Annotated in this window: 24 protein-coding genes; 20 read left to right on the top strand and 4 right to left on the bottom strand. The window is 45.8% G+C overall.

Annotated elements, in window-relative coordinates; genetic code table 11:
• Positions 1-185: 185 nt before the first annotated feature.
• Positions 186-824, bottom strand: a complete 639-nt coding sequence (locus NPE20_RS10360) for a sigma-70 family RNA polymerase sigma factor (protein ID WP_256538548.1) — start codon at positions 822-824, stop codon at positions 186-188.
• 145 nt (positions 825-969) lie between these two features.
• On the opposite strand from NPE20_RS10360, the gene NPE20_RS10355 reads away from it, so the two are divergent.
• From NPE20_RS10355 to NPE20_RS10335, 5 genes are read left to right on the top strand one after another with little or no spacing between them, the layout of a single operon-like run.
• Entirely contained in the window at positions 970-1,359 is a 390-nt protein-coding gene (locus NPE20_RS10355; protein ID WP_256538547.1) for a hypothetical protein, read from the top strand.
• The gene (locus tag NPE20_RS10350) at positions 1,359-2,024 is read left to right on the top strand and encodes a ferredoxin reductase domain-containing protein (RefSeq protein WP_256538546.1); all 666 of its coding nucleotides are present in this window, start codon (positions 1,359-1,361) and stop codon (positions 2,022-2,024) included. Before NPE20_RS10355 ends, NPE20_RS10350 begins: the two co-directional genes overlap by 1 nt.
• Positions 2,024-2,428, top strand: a complete 405-nt coding sequence (locus NPE20_RS10345) for a 6-pyruvoyl trahydropterin synthase family protein (RefSeq protein WP_256538545.1) — start codon at positions 2,024-2,026, stop codon at positions 2,426-2,428. The genes NPE20_RS10350 and NPE20_RS10345 overlap by 1 nt, the downstream gene beginning before the upstream one ends.
• Positions 2,388-3,071: a GTP cyclohydrolase I FolE gene (gene folE / locus NPE20_RS10340; protein ID WP_256538544.1), complete on the top strand. Its 684-nt coding sequence runs from the start codon at positions 2,388-2,390 to the stop codon at positions 3,069-3,071. The genes NPE20_RS10345 and folE overlap by 41 nt, the downstream gene beginning before the upstream one ends.
• A gap of 2 nt (positions 3,072-3,073) precedes the next feature.
• Positions 3,074-3,256, top strand: coding sequence for a hypothetical protein (locus NPE20_RS10335; RefSeq protein ID WP_256538543.1), 183 nt, complete (start codon positions 3,074-3,076; stop codon positions 3,254-3,256).
• A 98-nt stretch (positions 3,257-3,354) separates the two neighbouring features.
• Here NPE20_RS10335 and NPE20_RS10330 read toward each other — a convergent pair whose 3' ends face one another.
• Positions 3,355-4,143 carry an AraC family transcriptional regulator gene (locus NPE20_RS10330; protein ID WP_256538542.1) on the bottom strand — a complete coding sequence of 263 codons (789 nt, stop codon included), beginning with the start codon at positions 4,141-4,143 and terminating at the stop codon, positions 3,355-3,357.
• A 169-nt stretch (positions 4,144-4,312) separates the two neighbouring features.
• Here NPE20_RS10330 and NPE20_RS10325 point away from each other — a divergent pair, with 169 nt between their 5' ends.
• The 3 genes from NPE20_RS10325 to NPE20_RS10315 are packed head-to-tail and all read left to right on the top strand — an operon-like array spanning position 4,313 to position 8,306.
• Positions 4,313-5,647, top strand: coding sequence for a TolC family protein (locus NPE20_RS10325; RefSeq protein ID WP_256538541.1), 1,335 nt, complete (start codon positions 4,313-4,315; stop codon positions 5,645-5,647).
• An 8-nt stretch (positions 5,648-5,655) separates the two neighbouring features.
• Complete coding sequence (locus tag NPE20_RS10320; RefSeq protein WP_256538540.1) at positions 5,656-6,720, top strand: HlyD family secretion protein; 1,065 nt, start codon at positions 5,656-5,658, stop codon at positions 6,718-6,720.
• Complete coding sequence (locus NPE20_RS10315) at positions 6,717-8,306, top strand: MFS transporter (protein ID WP_256538539.1); 1,590 nt, start codon at positions 6,717-6,719, stop codon at positions 8,304-8,306. The genes NPE20_RS10320 and NPE20_RS10315 overlap by 4 nt, the downstream gene beginning before the upstream one ends.
• 693 nt (positions 8,307-8,999) lie before the next feature.
• Here NPE20_RS10315 and NPE20_RS10310 read toward each other — a convergent pair.
• Positions 9,000-10,670 carry a molybdopterin-dependent oxidoreductase gene (locus NPE20_RS10310; protein ID WP_256538538.1) on the bottom strand — a complete coding sequence of 557 codons (1,671 nt, stop codon included), beginning with the start codon at positions 10,668-10,670 and terminating at the stop codon, positions 9,000-9,002.
• A gap of 98 nt (positions 10,671-10,768) precedes the next feature.
• Positions 10,769-12,316, bottom strand: a complete 1,548-nt coding sequence (locus NPE20_RS10305) for an FAD-dependent monooxygenase (protein ID WP_256538537.1) — start codon at positions 12,314-12,316, stop codon at positions 10,769-10,771.
• A gap of 149 nt (positions 12,317-12,465) precedes the next feature.
• Here NPE20_RS10305 and NPE20_RS10300 point away from each other — a divergent pair, with 149 nt between their 5' ends.
• Genes NPE20_RS10300 through NPE20_RS10245 form a run of 12 tightly spaced genes read left to right on the top strand, consistent with a single transcriptional unit; the run spans position 12,466 to position 19,467 of the window.
• Positions 12,466-12,903 carry an RrF2 family transcriptional regulator gene (locus tag NPE20_RS10300; RefSeq protein WP_256538536.1) on the top strand — a complete coding sequence of 146 codons (438 nt, stop codon included), beginning with the start codon at positions 12,466-12,468 and terminating at the stop codon, positions 12,901-12,903.
• Positions 12,904-12,947: 44 nt separating this feature from the next.
• A complete protein-coding gene (locus tag NPE20_RS10295) occupies positions 12,948-15,107 on the top strand; it encodes a cbb3-type cytochrome c oxidase subunit I (protein ID WP_256538535.1) in 2,160 nt (719 codons plus the stop codon).
• A 3-nt stretch (positions 15,108-15,110) separates the two neighbouring features.
• Positions 15,111-16,133 (top strand): cytochrome c, encoded by a 1,023-nt coding sequence (locus tag NPE20_RS10290; protein ID WP_256538534.1) that lies wholly within the window; start codon positions 15,111-15,113, stop codon positions 16,131-16,133.
• Positions 16,134-16,135: 2 nt separating this feature from the next.
• Positions 16,136-16,414: a hypothetical protein gene (locus tag NPE20_RS10285; protein ID WP_256538533.1), complete on the top strand. Its 279-nt coding sequence runs from the start codon at positions 16,136-16,138 to the stop codon at positions 16,412-16,414.
• A gap of 3 nt (positions 16,415-16,417) precedes the next feature.
• Positions 16,418-16,831 carry a cytochrome C gene (locus tag NPE20_RS10280; protein ID WP_256538532.1) on the top strand — a complete coding sequence of 138 codons (414 nt, stop codon included), beginning with the start codon at positions 16,418-16,420 and terminating at the stop codon, positions 16,829-16,831.
• On the top strand, positions 16,828-17,214 hold the full coding sequence (locus NPE20_RS10275; protein WP_256538531.1) for a group III truncated hemoglobin: 387 nt from the start codon (positions 16,828-16,830) through the stop codon (positions 17,212-17,214). The genes NPE20_RS10280 and NPE20_RS10275 overlap by 4 nt, the downstream gene beginning before the upstream one ends.
• 6 nt (positions 17,215-17,220) lie before the next feature.
• On the top strand, positions 17,221-17,589 hold the full coding sequence (locus NPE20_RS10270; protein WP_256538530.1) for a group III truncated hemoglobin: 369 nt from the start codon (positions 17,221-17,223) through the stop codon (positions 17,587-17,589).
• A 5-nt stretch (positions 17,590-17,594) separates the two neighbouring features.
• Complete coding sequence (locus tag NPE20_RS10265) at positions 17,595-18,068, top strand: hypothetical protein (RefSeq protein WP_256538529.1); 474 nt, start codon at positions 17,595-17,597, stop codon at positions 18,066-18,068.
• Complete coding sequence (locus NPE20_RS10260) at positions 18,052-18,327, top strand: cupin domain-containing protein (RefSeq protein ID WP_256538528.1); 276 nt, start codon at positions 18,052-18,054, stop codon at positions 18,325-18,327. The genes NPE20_RS10265 and NPE20_RS10260 overlap by 17 nt, the downstream gene beginning before the upstream one ends.
• Before the next feature lie 9 nt (positions 18,328-18,336).
• Positions 18,337-18,831, top strand: a complete 495-nt coding sequence (locus NPE20_RS10255) for a hemerythrin domain-containing protein (RefSeq protein ID WP_256538527.1) — start codon at positions 18,337-18,339, stop codon at positions 18,829-18,831.
• On the top strand, positions 18,828-19,160 hold the full coding sequence (locus tag NPE20_RS10250) for a 2Fe-2S iron-sulfur cluster-binding protein (RefSeq protein ID WP_256538526.1): 333 nt from the start codon (positions 18,828-18,830) through the stop codon (positions 19,158-19,160). Before NPE20_RS10255 ends, NPE20_RS10250 begins: the two co-directional genes overlap by 4 nt.
• Before the next feature lie 10 nt (positions 19,161-19,170).
• Positions 19,171-19,467, top strand: coding sequence for a cupin domain-containing protein (locus NPE20_RS10245; protein ID WP_256538525.1), 297 nt, complete (start codon positions 19,171-19,173; stop codon positions 19,465-19,467).
• Positions 19,468-19,484: the final 17 nt, after the last annotated feature.

The raw sequence follows: 19,484 nt of genomic DNA, 5'->3' as shown, positions 1-19,484 counted from the left end.
AATATAAACAGATTAAACTGATTTACCAAATTTTTCTAAAACAACCCCCATTCATACGATACGCTTGAAATAAATGAAAAGTATTACTAAGTTGCTTGTCTTTACTATGGTTTCAACGGTTTAAGCTATAGCTTAACAAAATAAGCGGTTAAAATCTAACCGGATAAATGATAATTGTTAATAGGTCAGTCATTTTTGATGATTGCCATGACATGATCGACGACTACATCGCACCTGACAAGGTTAAACTCGTAGATCTGTTCCGGTTTCCAGTTTTTGTTGAGTTCGGCCCGAAGCATGTCTTTTGCACGCGCCAGGCGAATCTTAACGTTGGATTCGCCCAAAGCCAGCACTTCCATCGTTTCATTGGTGCTCATTCCCTGTACTTCCCGCATAACAAAAACAAGGCGGTATTTTTCAGGCAGGCTGGCTACGGCACCTTCCAGGATGGCCTTTAATTCCTTGTTCATCAGATTGCTCAACGGGGTTTCATGATGCTCATCAGTAAACGCTGTTTCCATCAATGCTTTTTCTTTTTTTGTGTTTCTCTTTTTATGCAGTAAACTTTCATTAATAAGGATACGGGTGAGCCAGGTGGCAAAACTGGACTGCTGGCGGTAATTACTTAATTGCCGGTAAGCATTCAGATACGAGATCTGCATAATGTCCTCCGCCTCGGCGTCATCATTAACAATTGACATGCTGATCCGGTACATCCTGGAATTATATTTGCGCATCAGGCTTTCATAAAGACGCGGTTCCCCTTTAACTATCCGGTCAACGAGTTCGTCATCACTTACATTATTTACTTGAGGTCTCTCCATAACATATCGGCTGTATTTTAATAGAGTATCAAAATCGTAAAGGGTTACAAAATAAAGATAGTTAAATGGGAGTTACGCTGTTTTGTGAATTTTGTAACCCTTTTCAAAACGCCGTACTCTAACAGGTATATCAATAAAAGAAATCATGCAAACACAAACAAAAAATGTAAATCAGGTGCAGACCCTGTTAAGATTTACTTACGGGCTGGTGCCCATCGTGGCCGGGGCAGACAAGTTTCTAAATCTGTTGACGAACTGGGAACAGTACCTTAGTCCCGCCATGAAAAGGCTCCTGCCTTTTGACGCCCACATTTTTATGATGCTTGTTGGCGTAATAGAGATCATAGCCGGTTTTATCGTATTAACCAGACCCCAGGCAGGCGGCTGGATCGTGAGCGCCTGGCTGTTGCTCATCGCCCTTACGCTACTGAGTTCCGGCAGCTACCTGGATGTTGCGGTTCGCGATATTGTTATGGCTATAGGAGCGTATTCATTGGCCAGGCTTTCTGCGCGCAAACAGTTAACAGCCGCATAATGGAAAAGCATATCGTTAAGATCTTAGCAGTTGGTCATCTGACCCATAATGTAAAACGTTTTGTTGTTGAAAAACCGGCTGGGTATGAATTTATACCGGGCCAGGCTACAGATGTAGCCATCAACCGGCCCGGATGGACTGATCAATGCCGGCCTTTTACCTTTACATCGGTTCCTGATGCGGATTTCCTGGAATTCACGATCAAAATCTATACCGGCCATAACGGTGTTACCGAACAATTGGCGAAACTTGGCCCGGGAGATGAGCTCCTGATCCATGAGGTTTTTGGCGCTATTGCTTATCACGGGCCTGGCGTCTTTATCGCCGGCGGAGCAGGGGTCACGCCTTTTATTGCGATATTCCGGCAACTGAAAAAAACCGGCCTGCTGGCGGGCAATACCTTATTATTCGCCAATCATTCGCCCGTGGATATCATTTTAAAAGACGAGTTAACGTCGCTTTTGGGTAAAGATTATATTGACATTATTAGAAACGGGCCGCCTGGCATTTCAAAGAAAGTGATCGACAAAGACCTTCTTGCGGCTTGTATCGGCCGGGAACCGAAACATTTTTATATCTGCGGACCGGATGAATTCACCACAGATATGGTCGGTTTATTGCATCGATTAGGCATTGAAAACAAGTGGATCGTTATAGAGCATTGATGAAAGCGACCATCTGCCGGCGGTTTCATTTTAACGCCGCTCACCGGCTTCACAATCCCCGTTGGACCGCTGAAGAAAACCGCGGGGTTTTCGGAAAATGCAACAACCCCAATTATCACGGGCATAACTATGAACTGATCGTAAAAATTACGGGCGATATCATGCCAGATACGGGCTATGTAATGGACATCAAGTCGTTAAAAGATATCGTTGAAGAAAAAATTACAAGTCGTTTCGACCACCGAAATCTCAATCTTGACCTGCCCGAATTTGCGTGTTTAAACCCCACCGCGGAAAACATCGCCATGGTGATCTATAATTTATTGAAACCATCCATACCACAAAAATTAATACTTGTACTTTATGAAACAGAACGAAACTTCGTCGAATACGGCGAAGAGTGATATGATTGACGAATTAGGTGAAGAACACATAGGAACTTCATGGGAAACACCTCTACGGGCTGACGCATTTGATATGGATGATGAGGAAAAGATCTTACTTATCGCGTATCATTTTAAAGAGATCATGCAGACACTGGGACTCGACCTCAACGACGACAGCCTGAAAGGTACCCCATTGCGGGTGGGGAAGATGTATGTTAAAGAAATTTTCAGCGGCCTTGACCCGCGTAACAAGCCTCAAATAGCACTTTTTAAAAATCGGTATGGGTACCGGCAAATGCTGGTTGAAAAAAATATTGTGCTTTACTCCAATTGCGAGCACCACTTTGTTCCCATCATTGGCAAGGCACATATCGCCTATATCCCCAGCCGCAAAGTTATCGGCCTGTCCAAGCTAAACCGGATCGCCCGTTATTTTGCACAGCGCCCGCAGGTACAGGAGCGGCTGACCAGGCAAATTGCTGAAGAGCTGAAAAGGGTACTGGGAACAGAAGATGTCGCGGTACTGATCGACGCTGTTCATCTTTGTGTTTCCTCAAGGGGCATTAAAGACACCGCCAGCAGTACCGTGACCGCAGAATACTCAGGGGCCTTTCTGGAACAAGCCACCAGAGATGAATTTTTGAGGTACCTGGATTTGTAAATATGCTAGTAAACTTTATCCGGTATAACAATACTGGTGTTGGAAAGCTGATGATCCACTTTCGTGCCACAGGCCAGCACTTGCCTTTTTACGCAGGAAATTGGATCTACGAGCTGAACAAGGCAGGTACCGCAGCTGCCCATACCGGAACACAGGCCAAAGCCAGGTATGGCAAGATGGTGTGAGATCAGGGTCATCAAGCTGTAATAAGCGGACGTATTGACCATGACCTGATGTTTTTCGCCAAGATAGATCAGCGTCAGCTGAAGCGTATTTTCCTGTATCATGATTTATATCTATTGAAACTTGATGGTGACAAGTTTGTGAACTGGTGAAATGCAGTGCTAAAAGATGAAAGGCTGTGGTAGCCCACCGCATAGGCGATCGCCGTCATCGACATATCGGTTCCCAGGATCATTTCGAACGCTTTTACCATTCTTAGCAGCTTGAGATACTGCAGAAAGGAAATACCCAGAGTCGACCTAAACAGCCGCGAGAGTGAACGGTTGCTGAAGCCGAAACGATCGCTGATGCTATCCAGGGTGTGCGGCTCCGCGATCTGTTTTTCTATAAAAGACAGCACTGTCACCATCCTTTCATGGTCCGTTGTGGGCAGCGCCATCGGCATCACCCGGGTACTAATTTCCGGCAGGATATTTTTAACCGTTGCCAGGAACTGATAACGATCGTCATCGGGCCTGATCTGCCCTTCCCATTGTTCAGAATGCTTGATCATTTGCAGCAGCAGTTCGTTAATGGGGTAAATTCCCACTTTCCCATAGAACGGATTTTTGTCATCGTCGAATGCATAGAAAAATATGGAACGTAACACGGTCGCCGAATGGCTTACTTTCAAAATATGTGGCAGGCAAGGCGGTATCCAGAAATAATGACGGGCGGGAATAACCAGTGTTTTGTTTTGAATGTGTACATAGGCAATGCCCCCTTCAACGTAGGACAACTGGCCTTTGCTATGCTGATGCACCGGAATAAGGCGTTCCAGTTTTTCATGCAGTACGTAAATGGATCGTTCCTCCCGGTCTATATCCGGCAATGACGCTATTAAACTCATAACAAAATGGGATTAACTAAATGATTTTCGCAAAGGTTTGCTCAAATCGTTGCGAAAGATAGCTATGATTTACCTCAACTTGTCCATTTTGGCCGGAATGATAAAATATATGGCTTATTACGTAAAGCCGCGTGCTTCCGTTAGGCATACTTTTGCGACCAAAATAGATATGCATAGATATACGAAACTTGTCGCTGTTTACGGTTGCCTGCTGGCATCCGCCAGCCGGTCCAGTGCTCAACAGGGCCCCGGGAGCATTCCGCTGTCGTTGTCGTTGCAGGAGGTATGGCAAAAGTCTGATGTCCACAGCAAGGTCATCCAAATGCAGCGGCTGCAAGTACAGCGCAGTAAAGAAGCGATCCGGGATGCGGTCACGGAACGTCTGCCGGAGCTATCGGTTGGCGGCAATTTCGAACAAGCCAGCAATATTCCCGTTTATGAACATGGCTTGTTCAATAAGCCGACCCAGCATGAAGTTATACACACCCTTTACAAAATAGGCGCGGACGGCTACCTGAATATTTACAACGGCAGCAAAACAAACCTGAAGATCGCGGAAGAGAAGGTGAGGGACAAGATCGCGATAGAACAGCAGAATCTGACGATATCCGATATCAGGTACCGGGCAGCAAGCCGTTATCTGGAACTGCAGCGCAGCCTTATTTTTAAACAGCTGATGATCAAAGACATTGCTGACCAGGAGAAGCAATTGGAAGAGATCAGGCATTTTCTGAAGAACGGTGTCGTGTTAAAGAGCGACGTATTACGCGTGGAACTGAAATTATCCCGACAGAAACTGTCCCTTGTTACGATCGAAAATGATATCAGCCTTTCGAACCAGAAGCTCAATATCCTCATCGGGGAGCCTGATGAGCAAGTGGTCATCCCGACCGATCCCACCAATGCCGAAACCACCCATCCGGAAACCTACGAAGCGTACCTGGCTGAAGCAGTGTCGCATTCGTTTCAGTACCACATGTCTGAGCAGGAAACAGAGCTGAAAAAGATCGAATTAAAAACGGTGAAAGCGAATGTTTCCTTAAAGATCGGTCTGTACGGCGATTTCTATTATGCTAATCCGCAGATATTTCTTTACCCTTATAATCCACACCTGTATTCTTTAGGCATCGCGGGGGTCAGGGCTTCCTTTCCGATCTCAGCCATCTACCTCAACAGGCATAAAGAAAAAATAGCTGAGCTGGAGCTGAAAAAGCAGGAGATTGAACACGCTGACACAGAGGACCAGGTGAGGAAGCAGGTTAAAGAGGCTTACTTACGCTACAAAGAAGCGCTTATTGGTGTTGATGTGGCCAAAGTGAACGTCGAACAGGCCAAAGAGAATCACCGGATCGTTAACAATACCTATTTTAATCAAACCTCCTTAGTTACCGACTTGCTGGATGCCAGTGTACAATTACTGCAAACGCATTTCGATCTGGCTACGGCCGAAATGGCCGCAAGCTTACAATACTATCAACTGCAAAACGTCATAGGAAATTTATAAAAAAGACCATGAACAAGAAAAACAAATATTCGGTAACGGACCACCTCATTACCCGTGTTACGGCCTGGATCGCGGGCGCTATCGTCCTCGTATTAGCAGGTTGGGGGATCATTTCGTTGTGGGAACTCTACCATTTTGAAGAAACTAACGATGCCCAGGTTCAGGAATATATCAATCCGGTCATTTCGCGGGCCGGAGGTTTCATTGTAGCCGTAAAGTTTGAAGAAAACCAGGATATGAAAAAGGGTGACACGCTTCTCGTGATCGATAATCGGGAATATGTCATCCAGCAGGCGCAAACGGAGGCTGCTTTGCTCAATGCTCGGTCGCAACTGACGGTTCTGGAAAGTAATGTCGAAACGTTAACAGAAATCTCCGAGGTTAACCGCGCTCAGATCGCAGCGGCGGAAGCCAAAGTGGTCAAACAGCAATTGGATTATGCCCGGTATCAGAAATTATACGAGGTAGAATCCGCCACCAAGCAGCAGCTCGAAAATGTGCAGGCGTTGAAGGATGTTGCGGATGCCGACCTCTTATCGGCCAACAAAAACTATAGGGCGTCCTTATCAAAGATTAAGGACACGCAAGCCCAGCAGATTGTCATTAATGCGGAGATAAAAAGGTTGTCCGCCTTACTGGACCGGCACAAGCTTGACGTTAGCTATACGGTCATTACCGCTCCGTATAATTGTCGTATGGGCCGCCGGAATGTTGAAAAAGGCCAGATGATCGATGCAGGACAGGTACTGGCCTATATTGTTGACCAGGAAACTGACAAGTGGGTGGTTGCCAATTACAAGGAAACGCAGATCGGTGGCATGCAAATCGGTGAGGCCGCGGAGATCGAAGCCGATGCTTACCCGGGAAAAAAGTTCAAGGGCGTAATCATTTCTTTATCGCCGGCGACAGGCTCCAGCTTTTCCCTGTTACCGCCCGACAATTCTACCGGTAACTATGTAAAGATCGTTCAGCGCGTTCCTGTCCGGATCCGGCTTACCGGCGATCGAAAGGAAGTCGATCTCCTCAAAGCAGGCATGAACGTTAATGTTTCTATCAGCAAACAGCGGTCATGAGCAAGGTCATCCCTATTTTTAGGTCATGGGTGCCGGACTGGCTGATCAAGGTGGTTCTATTTATTGTTTTATTACCGAGTCTTGTACTTTTCTTTTTACCGCTATCCAACATTAATGCCGCTGCAGGCTATTACGGGTGTGAACCGTATGACATTCAATTCGCCGTCGTCTTATTTTATGTGGGCTATACGAGTTTCTTTTCGCTGGAGCGGAGGTTTTTCCAGTATCTGGCGACCAAGGAATATTTCTTTATTATTACGTTCATTCAGCTCCTCACCAGTTACATCTGTTATGTCAGTCAGAGTCTCGCCTTCCTGTTTATCTGCAGGTTCTTACAGGGTATGGCCTTCACCTGTACGGTCAATATATCCCTTGCGCTGATCTTTAGCCGGCTGAGAACGGAACGGGCGCGGGAGGTCGGCTACTCGATCTTTTTCGGTCTGCTGATCTGTATGATCCCCTTTGATAATTTTATTACGGCTGAGCTGATCGATTCATTTAACTTCAATACCTTATATAAGGCCGCCATATTTTCCTATGCGCCAAGCCTGGTATTGCTTGGTATCGTGATGAATAATGTGCGATTAAATGTTAAGTTTCCGCTTTATCAGCTGGACTGGGCGAGCTTTGTACTCTACGCCGCCTTTCTGGGCACGATCGGTTATGCCTGTGTTTACGGACAGGAATATTATTGGCTGGAAGACAAGCGTATTGTTTTTAGTTTAAGCGTAGGTGCGGGGCTATTATCGCTGTGCCTGTTAAGACAATGGCGTTTAAAACGCCCGTATTTTGAACTCGGCGCGTTTCGTTACCGCAATTTTGTGCTGGGGGCTATCGTCCTTTTCATCTTTTACATCTGCCGGTTTGCTTCCGGCCTCACTTCCACTTATTTTGTAACCGTACTCGGCCTTGACCCCATACACTTATCGTATATCAATTTATACAATATTTCCGGAATTATCGTTGGCGTGATCTTTTCCTGTGTCCTGGTGCTGCAGCACCGGCCGACAAGACTGATATTGATCAGCGGTTTCCTTCTGCTTTTCATCTACCATAACTGGATGTTTTTTCTTTTCAATACGCAGGCTAACGAATCCGAGTTCATCATTCCCCTGGTCATACAAGGCCTTGGCGCCGGTATGTTAATGACGCCAACTATCGTCTTTGCGATCTCGGCGGTGCCTTTCCGGCTGGGTGCCACGGCTGCTGGCGTTTGTTTATTTGTCCGGTGCCTGGGATTTATGGTGAGCATCGCGCTGATCAATTTTTTTGAACTCTTTTCCAAGAGCAAGCATTATAATACTTTTCAGGAGCAACTCAGCCGTATCAATCCGGTTGCCGGACAAACGATCATGAAACATACAAAAGCGCTGTTGTCAAAAGGGATTCCGGCCGGTCAGGCATCAAAAATAGCCGATCGCCTGGTCGTAAGATCGATCAATACCCAGGGGCAGATCCGGTTCGCGATGGATTATTATCAGGGGATCAGCTTGTTGTTATTCTTTACCATCATCCTGATCGCGCTTTTTCCTTATATCAATAAAACTATCCTTAACCTGAGGGCGGATCAACCTGCACCATTCTAGTCAAGCTTAGCGGATCATTTCCGCAAAAAACGGCGTAGCCATGTCAGCAGACAGAGTACGCCGTTCCACTCTACCGGTCAATTTTGTAATTGGATCCGACCTGTCATAACTGCATCGCGGCTCCGGTAATATTGTGCATTCCTACTTACGAACATTTTCCAGGAACTATCCGGAGCGATTCGGCCCGAAGTTTATTTTTTACCGACTTCTTCCGTAACACCACGTTCTTGTTTGTCCAAATGATAGTATCGCCTATGCCCCGGTAATGGTTCCAGGGACAAATTTCATTCACTGATGTCGGCTTTATGATCTGTTGAATGGAGGCGTTTCAAAGCTCGGAAAGGAGGGCAACAATACGATGCCAGCTATCGTTGAAATTAAATCCTCGTGATTAATTTGATGGGTTTTATATGCGCTAAAAGGGATATTTTGGCGACAGAAATAGGGCGCGACCTGATTTAGTAAAGGCCCAAAGAAGCGCCTCTATTTATAAAGCTATCCGATGGCAAATTGGGAATGCCAAAGGGACCTGGAAAAAGTAAGTCGGATTCATTCCGACCGGAAATCATGGCAATTAAATAATTGCACATCTTCAAATTTCAGGGCAAATTTGTACAATAGTACATCAACAACGCTGTCTAAGTGGTTAAAGAAAAACTGCATTTAAAAATCTCGCAGCGCCCACTACCTTAATTAAGTATCAGCGAGCAGATCAAAATACTCATCATCCTCATTCTTCCCACCAAAACCTCTACCAACATGTTCGTGCGTCTCTAAGAACTCAATTTTGCAAACCCATTTAACCATTTTATAACCTAACTGGTTTTCTACCCGTAAACGGAGGGGGGCGCCGTATTTTTCGGGCAGTGGCTGGTAGTTCATTTCCCAGGCCAAAATAGATTCGGGCTTTAGGCAATTATCTAATGTGTGGGTGTCGTAATACGTACCGCCGTAAAGCCCCTCCCCAAAAGAGTAAAATACAACGGTAGTCACTGACGAGCGCGGCCTAACAAGGTCGACCAACGCCTTGATAGGCAGGCCGCCCCATTCCGCAATGCCCGACCAACCCTGTATGCAATGGTGCATGGTGATATTTTGCTCCAGGCCCATCTGTTTGAGTTCGTCGAGTGATAACTCAACCGGGTTTTCAACCAGCCCGCCAACCGAAAGCTTGAAATCTTTAAATTTTTTCGCGGCTAATTTTTTCCACTCTTCAGATTCCGGCATATTGCCATTTACCCAAAAGTAAGGTGAAATATCTTTTTGCTTGAAATAGAGCTTCGGTTTGAATTTATTGATGCTGTTTAGCCACAATGTACCGTTGATAGCAGCTTCTGTCCGCTGTAAATAGCGTGGCCGTTGCCAGGAGATCCAATGTGCCAGGAAACCACAGGCAATGGTAAATAAAATGATACCTAATGCAATATATAAACCCATATGGCTAACAGGGTTATCAGTATTCACAGTAATATGGTTCATGTTCCGGGTTAGCCCGGTTGCAGCCACCATAGCCACATGGACGATAATGAATGCCAAATAAGCCAGCATAACTAAAAAGTGCACCGAACGTGCACCTTGTCTGTTGCCAAACAATTTAGGGAGCCAATGAAAACGGTTTTCAATCGCTGGTGACATAGACATGCCGCTTAACATAGCAATAGGCGCCAGCAGGAAAACAACCGCGAAATAGGAGACTTGCTGTAAGGCGTTAAAATGATAAAAACCGTTAGGTTCAACAGGCATGTGGAAGGTAGCATAATGTACAAAAACATTCCAGGAATCCGGTATGATCTGCCATGAAACCGGCACGAGGCGTTTCCATTGGTTAGTGACAAACAACAGCGTAATAAATACGACACCATTAAGCAGGAAAAACGGAACCGTAATAAAATGCCAGGCACGGGCGATGCCCACAGAATGCCGATAACCGGGAAGTCCAATAATTGGGTTTAAATAACGTCCGTCTTCTTTCGCGGTGTAAACACGGTCATCAGGCACCTTAATAGGTGTAAATCTAAGCCATTCCGAGCTTGGCGAACAGCCCCGGTTCCAGTACAAACGAGGGTGATCGGCTAAAATGGAAAGCCCGCTCCTGATAATCATAATTAAAAAAAAGAAGTTTACCCAGTGGCTTAAACTTAACCACAATGGAAAACCTGTTGGATCAGATGGTGACAAAGGTGGAAGGCTCCTTGAAGGGTCGGCTGGTAAACCAAAAACGATAAATTGCAACCAGGCAAGGCCAACCGTCATCATTAATAAAATTAATAGGACAACAAGCGCAACAGGCTTAATGCCAATAAACCATCGTCTATCTTCGGGATAACGTATTTTTTGTTCTGCTTTGTTAAAGTTGGTAAACATTATTATTAAGATTTGACACGCTGGATCAATTACCGGATAATATCTAAAGTTATACGAATTAGCGCAAACGGCAAGTAAAGATCTGAACCATAATGAATTTAAAATAGCCTGTCAAAATAACCTTGAATTATCTTTTGATCAAGGTGGTCACTTACCATGGCCATGTAACTGTCGGGCCTTACCAAAATGTAAAGTCTCTGCTTTATACCAAGCGATTCCCATTCCTTTGATGACGTGAGATATATAACTTTAATTATGGACTTCAATTCTGACAAGTTTAAATTGTTCTCTTCAGCGTTAACCTCTTGGCCAATAATTACTAAATGAAATTTGGGTTCTGTCAGCAGATGGTAGCAGCTTTGTAGTTTATTGTCAATTAAGGTCAGCACATAAGGAAATCTGTCTCCTGCTTTAAATTGCAGCTTTTGTTTAGACGTGTGTAGAGATAATGGGCTGGTTCTGTAAGCGTACCATATCTGAGAAAACATTTTAAAAAGCTTAACACCCGTAGCCCTTTTATTGACCAATTTGTTGATCAATAAAGGTGCTAAATTGGTACGCAACCATGAGATTATCCAATTACTGCTGGTCATCAATGCAAAAATCCTGTCAGTAAATTTGAGCAGCCATCTCGCGAAGGGATACCGTTCTAAATGGTAACTATCCAAAAGTTTTTCTCCCGCATTATTTTGAAGTACCATAGCGAGTTTCCAGGATAAGTTATAAGCATCCTGTAAGCCTGTATTCATTCCTTGTCCTCCTGCCGGACTATGGATATGAGCTGCGTCACCAGCTAAAAAACATCGCCCAGCTTTAAACCTATCCGTGCACCGACAATGCAATTGGTAGGTAGCAAACCAATTTACGTTTTCAAACGAAAGTGGAATTTGCGTAGTTGTTTTAATGAGGGTTTCCAGGTCTTTAAACGAGAAGTCTTCCTTGTTTTTAAAGCATTTGGGAATAGTTCCCAATACCCTATAATTATCATCTCCATACATTGGAAAAAACGCGCAGAAATTTATTTTGGAAGGAGCGGCAATTACCTGGTTAGGCGGTTGCGTCCATTTGATCCTCGTGTCGGCTACAAAGAATCTACTCTCATACGTGCCACCTTCAAATTTGCAGTTTAATAAATGCCGGACTTTACTCTTAGCCCCGTCACAAGCTATAAGATATTTCGCATTGATCGTTATCGCTTCGTTTGTACCATTCCTTTTCAGTTGAACAGTTACATGGTCGCTTTGCTGGTGTAAGCTGATAAATTCCGTATTCCACCAAACAGGATGGTCCTGTTCTATTAATACCCCATTTAAAAGTTCCTCGTTACGCGATTGTTCAAAGACTTGCATATCCGGAAAATCGGTTAGTCCTTCTCCTGCTTTACCAATGGCGAAAGCGACTTTTTCTTTCCCATTGATAAAAATTGAAAGATTTTGGATGTATTTCCCTTGTTCAATAACCGTTTGAGAAACCCCCATTTGTTGATAGATTTCAAGGCTCCGCGCGGTAATCAGCATAGCTCTGGATTCTGCTGTTGGTTGTGATTTTCTATCTACAATAATAAAATTAACCCCGTAACGTGCCAATTGACATGCTGCCATTAATCCAGTTGGGCCCGCGCCGATTATAATTATATCCGTCTTCATATTATTGCCATGAGCTTATCGTACTCCCATAAGCCAAAGGTAGACCAAGTAAGTAAGAACGGCTATTCTTATAAAAAAGATGCAAGAATTATTTAAATAAAGATAAGAAACTCTTTTATTATTTAAATATTACTGTACCTTTGTTCAGTATGGGAATATTTTCAAAAACGTGTGAATATGCACTGCGGGCAGTTTTCTTCGTTGCGCACAAAACCGCCGGGGGTGGCCGCGTCGGCATCAAGGAGATTGCAGAAGGCATAGGCTCACCTGAACATTTCCTGGCAAAGGTTTTGCAGGACCTGAGCAGACGGGGAATTGTTCAATCTGTAAAAGGACCAAACGGCGGCTTTTATACGGATGAATCTGTTCTTCAGCGGCCTATTAGCGACGTGGTTGAGGCCGTAGATGGGAACGGGATCTTTACAGGTTGCGCACTCGGGCTAAAACAGTGTTCTGAAATAAATCCCTGCCCTTTACACCATGAATTTAAGACGATCCGAAACGAGCTCCACCGGATGCTTAATGCTACGAGTATCGGCGAATTTAATACTGATCTTATTTCCGGGATTACCGCTTTAAAAAAATAAAAAATTTAGCCACATAAAAGATAAAAAGGTATTAATATATTAAAATGAAAAGATCCCTGTTTTTTTTAGCAAGTCTCCAAATGATGGCCTACCCGGTTCTCGGGGAGACTAAAGTGCCCGGCCCGACGGCTGTTGAAGCACCTGGCAGCGAATCAGCGCTCATCGTGTTTTTGGTCGTGGTGTTTTTGATAACAATGGCAGGATTAGCCCTGTGGCTTTTTGGAAATAGCAACCACCTGGAAAAGCTGGCTGACCGCGCTGACGAAAATGCCGAATCATGGATCAGCAGGCATTTGCAGGACTTTGACGAGCAACAGCTGGACTTGCTGATCAAAAGACGAGGTACCCGTCAGGGACAGCAGGGTAATCAAGGTAAAGGGGCAACCTGGAAGAAGCCATTTTTACTGTTCCTTTTTCTTTCTTCCGGCTTAACAGCGTTCGCACAGTCCGGTGAAGCTTCCGGCAATGTCTGGACCAATCCCGGCGTATTGATTACGGTGACGCTGATCCTTATCCCTATCCTTATTGCTATTTATATTGTTGCTGTTAAGGTGAGCCATCTCGTCAGAAAGGTGCGAACTTCTCAGATCAGAAAAAATGCGCAAAAACTAGCGCGGTCTATTGATGAGTTAGCCGGGGAAGAATTAACACAAGAACTGACCAAACGTCGACAGGCACTCAGGTTTCGGTTGAGCGATACAGAATTATCCGGCGTACAGGCGCCCGAAGACAAAAGAGGTTTATTGCATCATATCGCGGAAGTAGATTCGCCCCGGTTTATTGCACCAAAAAAGAAAGCGGTCAAAAGACCCGATATTGACCCGACGCTAGCCAAACTGATTTTATGGTACCTTGGTACGGCTACTTTCTGGCTGGTGTTAGGCACAAGTGTCGGGGAATACCTGGGCATAAAATTTGTTGCCCCGGATGCCGATCATGTCAGCTGGCTTAGTTTTGGACGATTAAGGCCGGTACATACCAATATGGTATTTTGGGGCTGGTCCTCACTGGCTATGATCGGGCTGGGGTATTATGTCGTTTCCACAGTTAGCAACACGGTTGTTGCCAGCCTGAAACGGGGCTGGTACGGACTGGTGCTGATCAATGCGTCGGTACTTGCGGGCAGTTTATCGCTGATGGCGGGAATCAATAACGGCGGTGGTGAATACCGGGAATATATCTGGCCCATCATGTTGCTGTTTGCCATCGGACTGGTTATTACGCTGGTCAATTACCTGCAAACGATCGCTCGCCGCAAAACCAAAGAAATCTATATTTCCAACTGGTACATTGTATCAGCGGTCATGTTTACCATCGTCATTGCCCTGGTTGGCTATTTGCCTTTCTGGCAAAATGGCCTGGGTGAAAGTATCGCACAGGGCTATTATATGCACCAGGGCGTCGGCATGTGGTTCATGCTCTTTAACCTCGGGCTGATCTATTATTTTTTGCCGCAGCAACTTAATACCCCTATTTATTCCTATAGCCTGGGCATCCTGGCTTTCTGGACACAGATACTGTTCTATACCCTGATCGGGACGCATCATTTTATTTTCAGCGCGATCCCATGGTGGCTGCAAACGGTAGCGATCATCGGCAGTATGGGCATGCTGATCCCGGTGTTTGCCGGTACCACGAATTTTCTGATGACCTTTCGCGGCAACTTTCATAAGATCGGTTCCAGCTACACGCTGCCGTTTTACCTGGTAGGCATCATCTTTTACTTTACCGGATCCTTCCAGGGAACGGCCGAGGCCTTTCGCTCCGCCAACCTGTACTGGCACTTCACCGATTTTACGACAGCGCATTCTCACCTGACGATGTACGGGATTATCGCCTTTATGTTATGGGCAGCCATTTATACGCTGGTTCCCCGCCTGACCGGTAAGGAACCAAAACAGGCCTGGGTGGGCGCGCACTTTTGGATGGCACTGCTGGGCCTATTATTTTATACGATCCCGCTGATGATCGGGGGCACCTTGAAAGGAATGGCGTGGCTGGAAGGCAAGCCCTTTATTGATTCGGTGGTTTTGATGGCGCCATACTGGCTGTGGCGGGCCATCGGCGGCACTTTGATGTGGGCGGCGCACCTCATTTTTGCCTATAACCTGTACTATATGATTGCAAGCAAAACACAAGGCGATCTGCAAAAAGCCGTATTTGCCGAGTTGGAAAAATTACCCGTTAACCCCATCAACCAATAAGCAATGGATATTTATAACAATCATAAAAGACTCTTTGGTGCAGCCATTTTCCTATTCATCGGGCTGACGATGTTTGCCGCGGTGTTCCCGGCGTTGGATTCGCAAAATAATAACGCGCCGCTTCCGGAAAGTAAACCATTGACCAGTGAAGAAGTGGCAGGTAAAGGTATCTTTATCAGAGAAGGTTGCATCGCCTGTCATACCCAGCAGGTACGTAACGTCGACATGGACAAAATGTGGGGCACGCGCCCAAGCATTGCCGCTGATTACGCGCGCAACGTTCGGACGGACGTATGGCGCAATACAGCCAATCTGATGGGCTCGGAACGTACGGGCCCCGACCTCATGAATATCGGTAACCGCCAGCCGAGCGAGGATTGGCACCTGCTGCATTTGTATAACCCGAGGTCAGTGGTCGCCCAATCGATCATGCCGGCCTATTCCTGGTTGTTCGATGTAAAAGAGTATGCATTTCCCGAAGACGTGGTGGTGAATGTGCCTGACGAATTCAGACAGGGCGTTACCGGCAAGATCATCGCTACCAAAGGCGCATTAGCACTTGTCGCTTATCTTAAATCATTTAAGCAGTTAAAATTGCCGGACGGTAAGCCGAGTCCGCTTTTTTTATATGGAAAAGAGGTGAAACCCGCATTGGCCGGCACGACCAGCAAGCTGAATACGGAGTTAGACGGTGCGGTATTATATGCCGCTAATTGTCAGAGTTGCCACCAGGAGAACGGAGAGGGACTGAAAGGGGCCTTTCCCGCCCTCAAGGGTAGCCCGATCGTCCTGGACAAAGATCCCAAAGTACAACTGACCATTATCATGAAGGGTTACAACGGAAGGGCAAGCGAGGGCTTTGGGGTAATGCCTGCTGTTGGAACCAACAACAATCTGAAGCCGGAAGAGGTTGCCGCCATCATGAACCATGAGCGCACGAGCTGGGGTAATAATGGCAGAAAGGTTACGCTGACGGAAATAAAAGAATTATTTAACCAGGTCAAATCAGGGCCTGTAGCCAAATAGATATGAAAAAGCACCCATTTTATTTAAACACATTATTGCTGGCAGTAGCCATTTTTGGAGCACATTCCACCGCCATGGCCTGTGATGCCTGTAAGGCGCAGCAGCCCAAATTTCTGCAAGGGATCACTCACGGTGCCGGACCGTCCAGCAATTGGGACTATGCCGTGGTAAGCCTTATGGTGATCATCACAGTGTATTCCTTTTACGCGATGGTCAAGTGCCTAGCCAGGCCCAGGGAGAAAAGTCATGAAAATATTAAAAATATCATTTTAAATCCCTAAGCAATGGAAGACAAAAGCTTTGTAACGCTGTTCATTGACGATGACCCCCAGCCCATCGGCACTTTCCCGGCGCCCGTTTCCTTTGACCTGGATACCAAGAAGCTGGCAGACGGCAAACATACGCTTAGGGTGGTGAGCAAAGATCATAAGGGAAAAGAAGGACTTAAAACCATTCCGTTCATCGTGCGAAATGGCCCTGCCATCGCCGTTGAAGGCATCGGTAAAGATGAAGTAGTGGATGGCGTGATCCCGTTGATGATCAATGCCTATGGCAAGGGTGACCAGAAAACCTTTATGCTGCAGGGGAGCGAAACGCCGCAGAGTATTCCCTTTTGGATCATTATCCTGTTAATTGCTTTTACCGCATGGGCGGTTTATTACCATATCACTTCTGGTCAAACTCCGTTGTTCAAATGAAAAAGAAAATCGAAGACGTCGAAGACATCAAGGTATTTGTCGATGAATTTTATAGCCGGGTGCAAACCGACGGGCTGATCGGACCGGTCTTTATGGAAGCGATCGCTGACTGGGAACCACATCTGCAGAAGATGTATGCTTTCTGGAATGCCGCGCTTTTCGGCGTGCCCGGCTTTCGGGGTAACCCTTTTGCCAAACATGCACCATTAAAGATCGGGCAAGCGCATTTTGAGCGCTGGCTGGGACTATTTTACGGTACCATCAATGAGCGGTTTGAAGGCGACGTTGCCGAGGATGCAAAGAAGCGCGCCGAACTGATGGCCAGTATGTTTTTAATCCGTTTGCAGCAGCTCAACGGCAATAGTGACCGCGTAATCGTATGATACAAAATGGAAAATCAAGACATCAATAATGAAGCAGATATAAGGAACCTGGTCAATACTTTTTATGGTAAGGTACGGCAGGATGAATTACTGGCACCGGTCTTTGAAATCGTCATTGGCGACCAATGGGACCATCACCTGGAACGAATGACCGACTTCTGGTCAACCTTACTGCTTTATACTAAAAAGTTCAGTGATGATCCGCTGACCAAGCACTTGCCGCTGGCGCTGACGAAAGAACATTTCGACCGTTGGCTCTTACTTTTCCATGGAACCGTAGACGACCTTTTCCAAGGTCAGATCGCGGAAAATGCAAAAAAACGAGCCAACAGCATCGCCCGTATTATGAAGGCGGTAAAAAATATTAACCCGTAAAAGCCATGAATGACGGTTTCGCACTATCGCTGAGAAGTATCACAGCCATTTTTTGGTTAGGATTCTTTATGGCTATAAGTTTTATGGAGGCGCCTTTAAAATTTACCGCGCCCGGCCTCGGCATAGCTGAAGGCCTGCAAGTCGGTAAGATCATATTTAAGGCGCTGAACCTTTGGGAATGGACCTTTTTTTTGATCCTTGTGACCACTTGCATTTTCAGGAAAACGAGTCGCATGGGATTTTATCTGATTACCATGGCCGGAATTATCCTGGTCCTTGAAACCAAATGGCTTTTGCCGGTCCTCGACCAGGGTGCCGATCAGATCATCCGCGGGCGCCAGGTCACCGAACATAACGCCCATTGGTTCTATATCATTTTCGAAGTGATCAAAGCGCCGCTACTGTTACTGATCGGTATTGAAAGCGGCAAAATGCTGTTTTCAGAAAAAAAAATGTCATATCATGGAAGAATTAACTAAGAACAAACAATACAGAATTATCAAAGTAGAATTGCCGGCCGGTACCAATATGTCCCGGCATTTCGCCACCTCCGATGCTTTTATCATGGTGGAGTCAGGCAACGCGCTGCTCATCTATAAGGGCGAAACTTTTGAATTATGCGCCGGTTCAAATCAATGCATTGCCACCCACGAAGAACATATCCTGAAGGTCGTCGAAGATTTCAAAGCACTGATCGTCATGGGAAGCGACGCGGTCATCACTTATTCCGCTTTATAAAACCGTTCTATGGAAAACAAGCCTATTAAACGCAACAAACACATGATCGCCCTGTCCCACGACCATCATGCCGGCCTGCTGTTCTGCTGGAAGATCAAGGAAGGCTTACGAAAAGATATTCCCCTTCATAAGATCTTAAAATATATCAATTTCTTTTGGGCAGGACACCTGAAGGAACATTTCCAGGAGGAAGAGGCATTGCTTTTCAACCGCCTGGACGATAGCCTGACCCGTCAGGGAATTTCCGAACACCTCATGCTTGGCGCACGGCTGGATCATTTGAATCATTACGAAAATGAAAACGCGGCCGAATACCTTTCCTTCGCGGAACTGCTGATCAAACATATCCGGTTTGAAGAAAGGACGCTGTTCCCGCATTTAGAAACGCATTTACCTGAAAGCGCGCTAAAACTGGTCGGCGCATTTTTTTCCGAAAAACATCCCGCCGCGTTTAATGATGATTTTCCGGATGAGTTCTGGGCGAAAAACTACGTGTTATCATGAGCAGCGGGCGGACAGAAGACATAACAGTTCAGGTGACCTATGACGGTCAGCAGCATGAACTGCGCACCTATTCCAACGAATACCGCAGCCTGATGATGCTCATCTATGACCGCATCTACATAGAAGGGTTTGGAGAATGCCTCGGTATGGGTAAATGCGGAACCTGTGTGATTGAAATTACCGAAAAAAAACAAAACCCTACCGCTTACGAGCGAAACGGCGATGCCAACCTGCTAAGGGCAGGCCGCCAAAACAAAAATATATGCCTGTCCTGCCAGTTAATGATCGATGAACAGCTGGATGGGTTAACAGTAAGAATATTAATCTAAAAATACAGATATGATCATACAAGATGTTATAACCCAACTTAAAGTTGCCGACGCGCCGGTAGTTAAGGTCTTAGTTAAAGGAAATTCGGCCAAGGTCATTGTACTCGGATTCAAGAAAGGCATGACCTTAAAAGAACATCAAACAGGCGTACCGGCCCGGCTGGTCGTAGTCGAAGGTAAAATTGATTATTTCAGCGCTAATGGCAAAGTGACCATGGACAAGTTTGATGACCTTGATATCCCGGTTAATGTTCCGCATTCGGTGGAAGCTGCGGAGGACAGCATTTGCTTTTTAATCCAGGGATGAACCTGACCCCGAACGAC

It is taken from the genome of Mucilaginibacter aquariorum (genome assembly GCF_024498135.1).
GTDB lineage: Bacteria > Bacteroidota > Bacteroidia > Sphingobacteriales > Sphingobacteriaceae > Mucilaginibacter > Mucilaginibacter aquariorum.
The sequence above is the reverse complement of the archived record's forward strand: the minus strand, read 5'-3'. Positions and strand labels throughout refer to the sequence as shown.

Coding starts and splice junctions, on each gene's coding strand:
- NPE20_RS10350 (WP_256538546.1), top strand. CDS start 1,359: ATGGAAAAGCATATCGTTAAGATCTTAGCAGTTGGTCATCTGACCCAT.
- NPE20_RS10300 (WP_256538536.1), top strand. CDS start 12,466: ATGGGAATATTTTCAAAAACGTGTGAATATGCACTGCGGGCAGTTTTC.
- NPE20_RS10345 (WP_256538545.1), top strand. CDS start 2,024: ATGAAAGCGACCATCTGCCGGCGGTTTCATTTTAACGCCGCTCACCGG.
- NPE20_RS10290 (WP_256538534.1), top strand. CDS start 15,111: ATGGATATTTATAACAATCATAAAAGACTCTTTGGTGCAGCCATTTTC.
- NPE20_RS10330 (WP_256538542.1), bottom strand. CDS start 4,143: ATGAGTTTAATAGCGTCATTGCCGGATATAGACCGGGAGGAACGATCC.
- NPE20_RS10245 (WP_256538525.1), top strand. CDS start 19,171: ATGATCATACAAGATGTTATAACCCAACTTAAAGTTGCCGACGCGCCG.
- NPE20_RS10295 (WP_256538535.1), top strand. CDS start 12,948: ATGAAAAGATCCCTGTTTTTTTTAGCAAGTCTCCAAATGATGGCCTAC.
- NPE20_RS10285 (WP_256538533.1), top strand. CDS start 16,136: ATGAAAAAGCACCCATTTTATTTAAACACATTATTGCTGGCAGTAGCC.
- NPE20_RS10255 (WP_256538527.1), top strand. CDS start 18,337: ATGGAAAACAAGCCTATTAAACGCAACAAACACATGATCGCCCTGTCC.
- NPE20_RS10355 (WP_256538547.1), top strand. CDS start 970: ATGCAAACACAAACAAAAAATGTAAATCAGGTGCAGACCCTGTTAAGA.
- NPE20_RS10270 (WP_256538530.1), top strand. CDS start 17,221: ATGGAAAATCAAGACATCAATAATGAAGCAGATATAAGGAACCTGGTC.
- NPE20_RS10250 (WP_256538526.1), top strand. CDS start 18,828: ATGAGCAGCGGGCGGACAGAAGACATAACAGTTCAGGTGACCTATGAC.
- NPE20_RS10275 (WP_256538531.1), top strand. CDS start 16,828: ATGAAAAAGAAAATCGAAGACGTCGAAGACATCAAGGTATTTGTCGAT.
- NPE20_RS10320 (WP_256538540.1), top strand. CDS start 5,656: ATGAACAAGAAAAACAAATATTCGGTAACGGACCACCTCATTACCCGT.
- NPE20_RS10325 (WP_256538541.1), top strand. CDS start 4,313: ATGCATAGATATACGAAACTTGTCGCTGTTTACGGTTGCCTGCTGGCA.
- NPE20_RS10360 (WP_256538548.1), bottom strand. CDS start 824: ATGGAGAGACCTCAAGTAAATAATGTAAGTGATGACGAACTCGTTGAC.
- NPE20_RS10305 (WP_256538537.1), bottom strand. CDS start 12,316: ATGAAGACGGATATAATTATAATCGGCGCGGGCCCAACTGGATTAATG.
- NPE20_RS10335 (WP_256538543.1), top strand. CDS start 3,074: ATGCTAGTAAACTTTATCCGGTATAACAATACTGGTGTTGGAAAGCTG.
- NPE20_RS10310 (WP_256538538.1), bottom strand. CDS start 10,670: ATGTTTACCAACTTTAACAAAGCAGAACAAAAAATACGTTATCCCGAA.
- folE (WP_256538544.1), top strand. CDS start 2,388: ATGAAACAGAACGAAACTTCGTCGAATACGGCGAAGAGTGATATGATT.
- NPE20_RS10280 (WP_256538532.1), top strand. CDS start 16,418: ATGGAAGACAAAAGCTTTGTAACGCTGTTCATTGACGATGACCCCCAG.
- NPE20_RS10260 (WP_256538528.1), top strand. CDS start 18,052: ATGGAAGAATTAACTAAGAACAAACAATACAGAATTATCAAAGTAGAA.
- NPE20_RS10315 (WP_256538539.1), top strand. CDS start 6,717: ATGAGCAAGGTCATCCCTATTTTTAGGTCATGGGTGCCGGACTGGCTG.
- NPE20_RS10265 (WP_256538529.1), top strand. CDS start 17,595: ATGAATGACGGTTTCGCACTATCGCTGAGAAGTATCACAGCCATTTTT.